This is a genomic window from Haladaptatus sp. W1 (genome assembly GCF_001723155.1).
In the GTDB taxonomy this organism is placed as follows: Archaea; Halobacteriota; Halobacteria; order Halobacteriales; family Haladaptataceae; genus Haladaptatus; species Haladaptatus paucihalophilus.
The window spans coordinates 25,499-33,798 of sequence record NZ_MEIH01000339.1 but is presented as its reverse complement, the minus strand read 5'-3'; the positions used below and the strand labels follow the sequence as shown (position 1 = coordinate 33,798).

The window sequence follows — 8,300 nt, the reverse complement described above, 5'->3', positions numbered from 1 at the left end:
CAGTATTCATCCTCCCCAAGAAAAACGTGAAGGCCAGAAACAACATCACACCCTCTACGGATAGCGTTCTCGATCTCTTCGACCCAAGCATCGGGTAGCTCACCGCCAGCAGGGGCGACACCAATAACCAGCACCTCTGCCTCCGGTGCGATATCGAGTGCGTCCTCGACGAATTCGACGACGGGCACGTCGGGTGCATCGGCCTTTCCTAAGATGTCTGTGGGACTCTGTCCGGCAGTTTCACAGTCCACGATGGCTCTGGTATCAAACACTTCGCTGTGCATTACGACCCCATTGGCGGTTTTCCCACCTGTCTTACCGAACTCGCCATCCGCGAGGACGATTGTCGGAACGAAAACGTCAAACGATTCTCGCAAGTTCATGTTCTATCCCTTACTCCGTAACTGTCACCCAAAACAGCACCACCTCCAATAATGGGGAAGGAACGTGCACCGTTGCTACCCTTTGAATTCGTCGGATACTTCTCCACTAAATCGAATGCTAATCGATGCGATACTGTTCAGTGACATCCTCGTTCAATGATACACCTAACCCGGAAGCGTCGGGGACACTGAACGTATTCCCACTTGGTGTCCACTGTTATCGCTCTTCGATTAGCGAATCAACGGCGTGAACGTTCAGAATACCAGTTGGATACCCGACTGTGGGTGAAGTGGCGGCGAAGTGGGCGTTGGCCGCGGCACCAACACCGAGTTCGAGCATGCTCCCCATAAAACAGGGGAGTCCGTGGGCATCGGCAACGGCCGTGACGTCGTAAGCTCAGACAAGTCCGCCCGTCTTCGCGAGTTTGATGTTGACGATGTCGCGGGCGTCGTGACGGGCGAGGCGTAACCACATCAGCTGGCAGGACTCGTCAGCTAGAATGGGAACGTCAGTCGCCTCGTGTACCCGTTTCAAGCCAGTAACATCGCTGTGCGGAACCGGCTGCTTGACCAGTGTCAGTCCATCGGCAACCTCATTGAGTGTGCGAACTCGGGTCACGGCGTCCGCGACGGACCACCCCTGATTCGCGTCGACCGAATTTTCGCATCAGGGACCGTCTCCACGATTAGGGCGACAGTGTTCCGTTCGATTTCGAAGTCTGGCCCACCGACTTTGATTTTGAATGATGTATATCCCGCCTCACACGCTTTACGCGCTTCTTTGCGCACTTCTCCGGGAGATTTGATTCCCACCGAGTAGTGAAGGTCGATCGTTGGATCGTTATCAGGCGCACCCCCCGATAGTTCGTACACGGGCAAATCGAGCGTCTTTCCTAGGGCGTCATGCAACGCAACATCGATTCCGTAAAGAGGGAAGGGTTCACGCGAGAGTTCTCATTCGACGCGTTGGACAAGGCGTGGTATTCGATGAATTGGCTCACCTTCGACAACCGGAGCAATAATTTCGCTGATCAAATTAACTATGCACTGTGCGTTAAACCATGAGAACACGTCGACGACGGTGCTATTTCGCCGAATCCGACGACTCCCGCGTCGGTTTTATTTTGACAAAGACGTGGTCGTACGCTCCTTGCCCGCCAGTCGTAACCGAGAGGTTCGTTTCATATGCAGTAGCTGCTGGAACGGAGACGGGACTCGTTTCGACGGCCGTAACATAGGTCGTCACTGTCGAATTACCTCCCCAGGTCGCGCACCGGTGTGTTCGCCGTCTCTGACGACAAATTCCCCATTGACGACGACGTATTCGATGCCAGCGGGGTAGACGGCCGGATCGAGGAAGTCACCTGGTTGATGAATCGCTTCGGGGTCGAAAATAGCGAGATCGGCACGAGCCCCCCGCTTGAGAATTCCTCTGTTGTCGATACCTAATCTGGCAGCAGGCATCCCGGTCATCTTGTGGATGGCTTTCTCTAATGAGATGACTTCCTTCTCTCTAACGTACTTTCCGAGCACGTGCGGGAACGTGCCATAATTACGGGGGTGGGGAACGCCTTCGCCCAAGGAGCCACAGGGGCAAAGTGAGGAACCGTCACTGCCGACCATCGTGAGGTCGTGACGCATCACGTATTCGACGTCGTCTTCATCCATCCCAAAGTTGACGTGCATCGCTCGATTTTTGTCTTCCAGAACGATATCGAGTAATATCTCAGCAGGAGATCGGTTGTCGTCATCGTGGTCAGCGATATCGGCAATTGTCTTTCCCTGGTACTCCCGTAGATCAGGATTCTGAACGTTCGTCACGAGGATGCCGTCCCAGTCACTCGTTCGATCCGTGGTTAACTCCTCTCGAATTCGAGAACGCTCTTCCCTGTCGAGAAGACGCTGGATGAGTGCATCGTCACCACCATCGTGTGCCCAATTGGGTAAGAGCGCACCGAGACTGGTCGACGATGCGATATACGGATACTGATCGCATTGGACTTCGATACCGTCGCGTTCGCGCGCGAATTCCATCCGGCGAAGCGTATACCGAACCTTTCCCCAATTTTTGGGCCCGATCGCCTTATGATGCGAAACCTGGACTGGGATACCCGCACGGCGACCGATCTCCAGGGTCTCCTCGACGCTTTCAATGAGGTTGTCGCTCTCTGAACGCATGTGGGTCGCATAGATCCCACCATACTCTGCGGCCACTTCAGCGAGTGCGACGACTTCGTCGGTTTCGGCGTAGCATCCCGGTGGGTAGAACAACCCGGTCGATAGTCCAACGGCACCGTTCTCCATGGCCTCTGCTACGAGGGTCTGCATCTCGTTGAGTTCATTCGTCGTCGGTGCACGATCTTCGTATCCAATTATGGCGGCACGAACGTTGCCGTGACCGACGAGTGAACCGACGGAGAGCGAGAGGCCATCACGTTCGAGGAAGTCAAAGTAATCAGCCATGGACTCCCACTCACTCGTATCGACCTCTTCACCGAGTCCGTTACTCGCAAACCAGTCGTCGATTGCCTGGTCGGACGAGCCATAGCGTGGGGCGGCGCTTGTCCCACAGTTTCCGATAATTTCGAGCGTAACTCCCTGTCTGACCTTGCTGTGAGCATCACGGTTGGCCGGCAGCGTGAAGTCGGAGTGGGTATGGATATCTATGAACCCTGGTGCAATGACGTTCCCATCTACGTTGACCACGGTTTCTGCATCGTCGTCAACCCGACCAATTGCCTTAAGCTGCCCATCATTCACTGCAACCTCGCCACGGTACCACGGTGATCCGGTGCCGTCAATAATTCGTGCATTTTCGAAAACTACGTCGTAGCTCATCGGTTGCTAATTGGTAACGTGTTCCTAAAGTATGCCACCGCACAAGAACGGGGGTCGTTCCTCCTAGCTACATTCAAAGAGATAGCTTTCGACGACCGCAAAGCAAGGAAATTTTCACTCCAATTTTCCTCATATAACTCGGCAGCAGTTCAACTTTTGACACTCGTTTCTGTCGTTGCTGAACGAACTCGGTTCCTGCCACGGTTGCTGATCCTGCACTCAGGGGACGAACCCGACGTACATCGCCACCAGCGAGTACGCAAGTGTCACGACAATGAATGCTGTCTCGTTGACCGGAAAGAGTAGATAGACGGTTACAAAGAGGAGATAGGGTAATGCGATCAGTACGGCTTCGATCGTGTACCACTGACGGTGGCTGACACCAAGTCGTTCTCGGATCTGATCACGTAGAAGGGATTTACGCATCGTCGGCGGCGGACCCCAGTCGTTCTTCCCTTCCGAAACAGTCTGTGAGTCACCAATTTCTTCTGAGTGGTTTTTTGTATCGTCTGAACCGAGCAAGGTCCATCCTTCGTACTCAGTATGACGCTCTTCACCACCATCTTGCATCAGACAGTCACCTCACTTTTGTCGATAGACCGCTCGAATCGATGGTAATTGGACATTCTTGTGGCAACACGGAGTCGCATCTTTAATGTGTTGTCGCCGATAGGATTTTCGACTTTCTGACTAACTGGGATAGCTCTGTTAGGTTGATTCTCCTTCGAGAACACGCGAGGTTCGACCAGTAATGCGGACAGCCGTCGTTTCCACATTACGCGTCCCTCACTTCTGATGGTAAATCATTGCGATCAATAAGCGCGTACTCACAGCGCTCACATCGTCGTTCCCCGACTAGCGAGCGACCGCCACAACAGGTGACATCTGGCCCGTCAGGCTCACTAAACGTCTTCTCACAGGACGGGCAGTTAGGAACTCCACACCGGAGCAATGCGAGCATCGTACGTCGTTCTCGGCTCGCAAGATCCTCCCATTCGGGAAGATTCTTGGAGAGATACTCTGCATTTGCAGTGTCAACTGCTGCTATCGGTCGGGCCTCCCATCGTCGTATACTCATCTCATCAGCATCATAGACAAACCAGTTTTCGCCACCTCCCAGCGACCGACGAACCGACGTTTCGACGGCACTTGGAAAAGCGTCGACTGCCGCCGCTTCTAGCATCTCCAAGTCGGCAACCAGAGTCTGTGCTCGTTCATTCACGCGGTGAGATGTCTGCGTACTGAGAGAGAGATCGTCGTTGAGCACTCCGGACGAAACCAGCATCGTACTGGCCGGGTGTTTTGTTGTGGACTCTACTTTTCCAAGCCTGGAAAGGACTGGCTCAGGAAGTTTGCGAGTCAGTCGAGGCGTTCCTGGAATCAAATATCCTTGAAATTCGACTGCGACCACCCCCATGATAGCGGCGATGCCGGCGATGACGGGATGGCTGATCTTCGCAATGACACCGACACCGAGGACGATTAGTCCAAGATTTACGATTGTACACGGCCAGCACCGATTCCGCCCCGTGTGTGCTGGATTCCGGTATTGCATACCCACCTACTCGGGTATTCGGGACCGTAAAGCCTCCACCGACTATGCTGGGGGGTGGGTTCAAGCCACTTCGGCCGTTCCCGTCACCACATGGGGATGCAGGACGTGCTCGATGCTGCAGAGACGGTCGGTAATTGCGACGAAGAGCGCCGTGAGACGTTCCAGGCTGAATTCAATGCGTACGAGAACGGTAATCTCGAGTCTTTCGACGAGACGCGTAACGTTATCGAACGCGAACGCGACGCTCTGAACGAACTGGGGTGCGCACTTGAGGCAGAGGAAGATAATATCGATGAGTTGGTCAATTACGCTGAGTTTCTATCTGTCGATCAAGCGGTTCATCACCGGGATGAGGTGGTTGAGAAACTCGAAGCACACAATACTCACTTGTGGACGTTTCATGAGGAGATGTCAGAAGCGTTGAACACTGTGGAGTCCAATCTCACTGTGCTGGTCAATGATGGTTCTGACGCTATCGAAGCCGACCCACAACCTCATTTTGGCGGGGCACGTCAGGCCTTAGAACGACATAATGAGGTCGTTGAGGGACTAGGAAAGAATTTGACGATACTCAATGCCTATCTGATATAGTCTCGAAAAAATATTCTCTCTTTCTTGACTTTCGTCGGACTTATTTTGCCACACAATCAGCTCTCCGCTTTTCAGTATTCTCGAAATAGGTGGTGTAGTTTGGCAGGAAGATAGTGGTACTTTCTTTTGGCAGGATAGTAGTGGCCCTTCATATTAGGTGGTGTGTATAAGCCCAAACTCGGGAAATATGTTTGCATATGTCTAGCACACGGCGAAACTTCATGAAAAAGATGGGTGCTGCCGGTACAGCAGTCGGAAGCGTTAGCCTCGCCGGCTGTAGTAGCAATAATAACGGCGGAAACGACGGTCCCTCGAATAAGAAGGTGGTCAAAGACCTCTCGAAGGATCGAAAAATCGGGAAGAAGGTGCACTTGAGCAATACCGAGAAATATTGGGCTGAACGGTACCAAGCAAATGTCTTAGTCGACAAATGGTTCCGGGAGAAGCTTGGTGTTCCAATTCAAACGAAACCAGTCGAAATCACCGTCCTCACTTCACGAGAGGACAATGGCAAATTCGACCTCACTACCTACAACTGGTGTGCAGACAACGGCGACCCTGATGGTATCATCGTTAACCGATTTTATAAAGACGGCTCGGAGAACGACTACGGGTTCAATAATGAAAAGTACAATGAATTAGCGATGAAACAGCGTAAGGAAACTGATTCGAAGAAACGACAAGAACTCGTTCACGAGTGCCAGAAAATACTCGGTGAGCAACGCCCTGAAAATCAGTTCCTTTACAACGTCTACCCGTACACATTCAATAACCAGCGGATAAAGGAAGATTCAACCGTCATTACCGTTACCGGACTTCGAAATATTTGGAACTACACTCAGATGGAGCCCAAAAACGATCAGGGCAAAACCATCGTTACGAACAATTGGGATCCATCTGATCAACTGAACCCGCTCCACATAAACGGCATCGGACCAAGTCGGAATTGGACTCCGATACGATTTATGCACGATTTTCTTATTCGACCCGATGAGAATCAGAAGCCGAAGCCGTGGGCGGCGAAAGATTACGACTGGAAGAACGATACGACACTTGATGTCAATCTCAAGCAAGGAATGGCCTTCCATGACGGCGAATCGGTCACGGCTGACGATGTTGTGTATACGTTCAATCTCATCCTCGACACAGAGCCGCCGGCGTATACGAACAACGTCGTTGATGTTGTCAAGAGTGTCGAAAAAACTGGCAACCTTTCTGTGAGATTCAATCTGGAAGAAGTCTATGCACCGTTTCTTTCCACGACACTTGGATTAACACCAATCCTACCTCAGCATTACTGGACAAAATTGCTAAAGAAGACTGGCAACGAAAAGACTCCGTGGAAAGTCTCCATCGGTAATAAGAACCCAATCGTTGCGAGTGGCCCATTTAAATGGGGAACTTGGGATCAAGGTTCGAAATTCGAGATGCCTGCGTTCAAGAAACACTCGTTCGCTGCACCGAATATTGATAAGCGAGTACAAAAACCCCTTGCGACGCGTGATGCCGAGGTTGAGGCTATGAAAAACGGTGACTACGACCTCCTCGACTACTGGCACGGGAGCCCCTCGTCGCTCAAAGATGCGGCCAAGAACACAAAGCACCTCACACTCGTTCAGACCTCGGATGATTGCCGACAAGCTTGTTGGATGAATACCCGGAACCCGCCATTCGACGACGTTGCCTTCCGGCAGGCGGCGAACGCCCTCATCATGAGTGCTCAGAAAGTCATCATCAACGAGATATATAGTGGATTCGGGAACAAAGCTACATCCCCAATCAATAAGACGCTTAAATTCTGGCACAACCCCGACACTCCCATGTTTAAAAACGGTGCTGAAGGTGCCGTTGAAATCCTTAAGGATGCCGGATACGTTTGGGATGAACAGGGTAATATGTACTATCCAAAGGGGAAGACCGGTAACTAATCTCCCGTCTTTCGCTAAAATGATTGATAAGCGCTATTTGATTCGACGATTGCTACTCATGGCAATATCGATGCTCACCGTAATCACCATCCTGTTTTTTCTATTCAGGATGGTGCCTGGCGGCCCGATGTCCGCGATCATGAGTCCCCGGATGAGTCCGGAAGCAAAACAGCAGGTTGCCGAACAATTCGGTCTAAACGAACCGATGTGGAAACAGTACTTGCTGTACATGCAGAATGTCCTCCAGCTCGACTTCGGACGGTCGTTCTACTACAGTCGCCCAGTGACAAGCATCATCGCGGATCGATTCATCAATACGATGAGCCTCATGCTCACTGCGTTTTTCATCTCGTACGCGTTCGGTGTCTTCTTCGGTGCTCACCTCGGCTGGATTCGGGGGACGGGAAAGGAGCGCGCTGGCATGCTGGTCGTCCTTTTCATCCGTTCGTTGCCGGTGTTCTGGACCGGGATGGTCGTGCTATACGTGTTCGCGTTCCACCTCGATATGTTCCCCCTGGGCGGAATGCGGAGTGTGAGTGCAAGTTACTCCGGAAACGTTGGGAAACTCCTCAGCCCCGACTTCATCTACCACCTGGCGTTGCCAGTGTTTACGCTCTGTACGTACTACACTGGATTACCGCTACTGTTGATGCGAAACAACCTTCTTGAAGTACTCTCGGAGGACTACATTGATACAGCACGGGCAAAAGGGCTGTCCAACCGTCGTATCCTGTTCAACCACGCAGCACGAAATGCCATCCTGCCGGTGATTACCGCGTTCGCCATCGCGATCGGCTTTGCCGTCGGTGGGCAGGTTCTTATCGAGACGGTGTTCTCCTGGCCCGGCCTCGGACGTGAAATGGTCCAAGCCTCTCTCAGGAGCGACTATCCGTTGGCTCAAGGCGCCTTTGCCTTACTGTCGATCATTGTGATTACGATGAACTTCGTCGCGGATATCGCATACACGGTGCTTGACCCGCGCGTCTCGTTGGGAGGGAAATGACA

The 8,300-nt window shown here is 52.3% G+C and carries 7 protein-coding genes and 1 pseudogene; 3 read left to right on the top strand and 5 right to left on the bottom strand.

The annotated features are described in order from the left end of the window. The 5 genes and pseudogenes from BG842_RS19825 to BG842_RS19805 form a co-directional block, all read right to left on the bottom strand. Nucleotides 1-383 (bottom strand): DUF1611 domain-containing protein (locus BG842_RS19825; protein WP_139136204.1); only part of this gene is annotated, 383 nt, incomplete at its 3' end. A gap of 397 nt (nucleotides 384-780) precedes the next feature. After that, a pseudogene (locus BG842_RS19820) lies at nucleotides 781-1,026 on the bottom strand (enolase C-terminal domain-like protein); the annotation flags it as partial. A 441-nt stretch (nucleotides 1,027-1,467) separates the two neighbouring features. Further along, nucleotides 1,468-1,629: a hypothetical protein gene (locus tag BG842_RS30160; protein ID WP_175424222.1), complete on the bottom strand. Its 162-nt coding sequence runs from the start codon at nucleotides 1,627-1,629 to the stop codon at nucleotides 1,468-1,470. Next, nucleotides 1,626-3,221 (bottom strand): amidohydrolase family protein, encoded by a 1,596-nt coding sequence (locus tag BG842_RS19810; RefSeq protein WP_069452132.1) that lies wholly within the window; start codon nucleotides 3,219-3,221, stop codon nucleotides 1,626-1,628. Before BG842_RS19810 ends, BG842_RS30160 begins: the two co-directional genes overlap by 4 nt. A 219-nt stretch (nucleotides 3,222-3,440) precedes the next feature. Continuing rightward, entirely contained in the window at nucleotides 3,441-3,791 is a 351-nt protein-coding gene (locus BG842_RS19805; protein ID WP_069452131.1) for a hypothetical protein, read from the bottom strand. 1,081 nt (nucleotides 3,792-4,872) lie between these two features. Here BG842_RS19805 and BG842_RS19795 point away from each other — a divergent pair. The 3 genes from BG842_RS19795 (at nucleotide 4,873) to BG842_RS19785 (ending at nucleotide 8,298) form a co-directional block, all read left to right on the top strand. Next, nucleotides 4,873-5,367 (top strand): hypothetical protein, encoded by a 495-nt coding sequence (locus BG842_RS19795; protein ID WP_139136203.1) that lies wholly within the window; start codon nucleotides 4,873-4,875, stop codon nucleotides 5,365-5,367. Between the two features lie 221 nt (nucleotides 5,368-5,588). Continuing rightward, nucleotides 5,589-7,295: an ABC transporter substrate-binding protein gene (locus BG842_RS19790; RefSeq protein WP_175424221.1), complete on the top strand. Its 1,707-nt coding sequence runs from the start codon at nucleotides 5,589-5,591 to the stop codon at nucleotides 7,293-7,295. A gap of 19 nt (nucleotides 7,296-7,314) precedes the next feature. Then, nucleotides 7,315-8,298, top strand: coding sequence for an ABC transporter permease (locus tag BG842_RS19785; protein WP_069452127.1), 984 nt, complete (start codon nucleotides 7,315-7,317; stop codon nucleotides 8,296-8,298). Nucleotides 8,299-8,300 lie beyond the last annotated feature (2 nt).

Bases quoted from the DNA above. Each gene is read 5' to 3' on its own strand.
- BG842_RS19810 (WP_069452132.1), bottom strand. From the start codon at position 3,221: ATGAGCTACGACGTAGTTTTCGAAAATGCACGAATTATTGACGGCACC.
- BG842_RS19805 (WP_069452131.1), bottom strand. From the start codon at position 3,791: ATGCAAGATGGTGGTGAAGAGCGTCATACTGAGTACGAAGGATGGACC.
- BG842_RS19795 (WP_139136203.1), top strand. From the start codon at position 4,873: ATGCAGGACGTGCTCGATGCTGCAGAGACGGTCGGTAATTGCGACGAA.
- BG842_RS19790 (WP_175424221.1), top strand. From the start codon at position 5,589: ATGAAAAAGATGGGTGCTGCCGGTACAGCAGTCGGAAGCGTTAGCCTC.
- BG842_RS19785 (WP_069452127.1), top strand. From the start codon at position 7,315: ATGATTGATAAGCGCTATTTGATTCGACGATTGCTACTCATGGCAATA.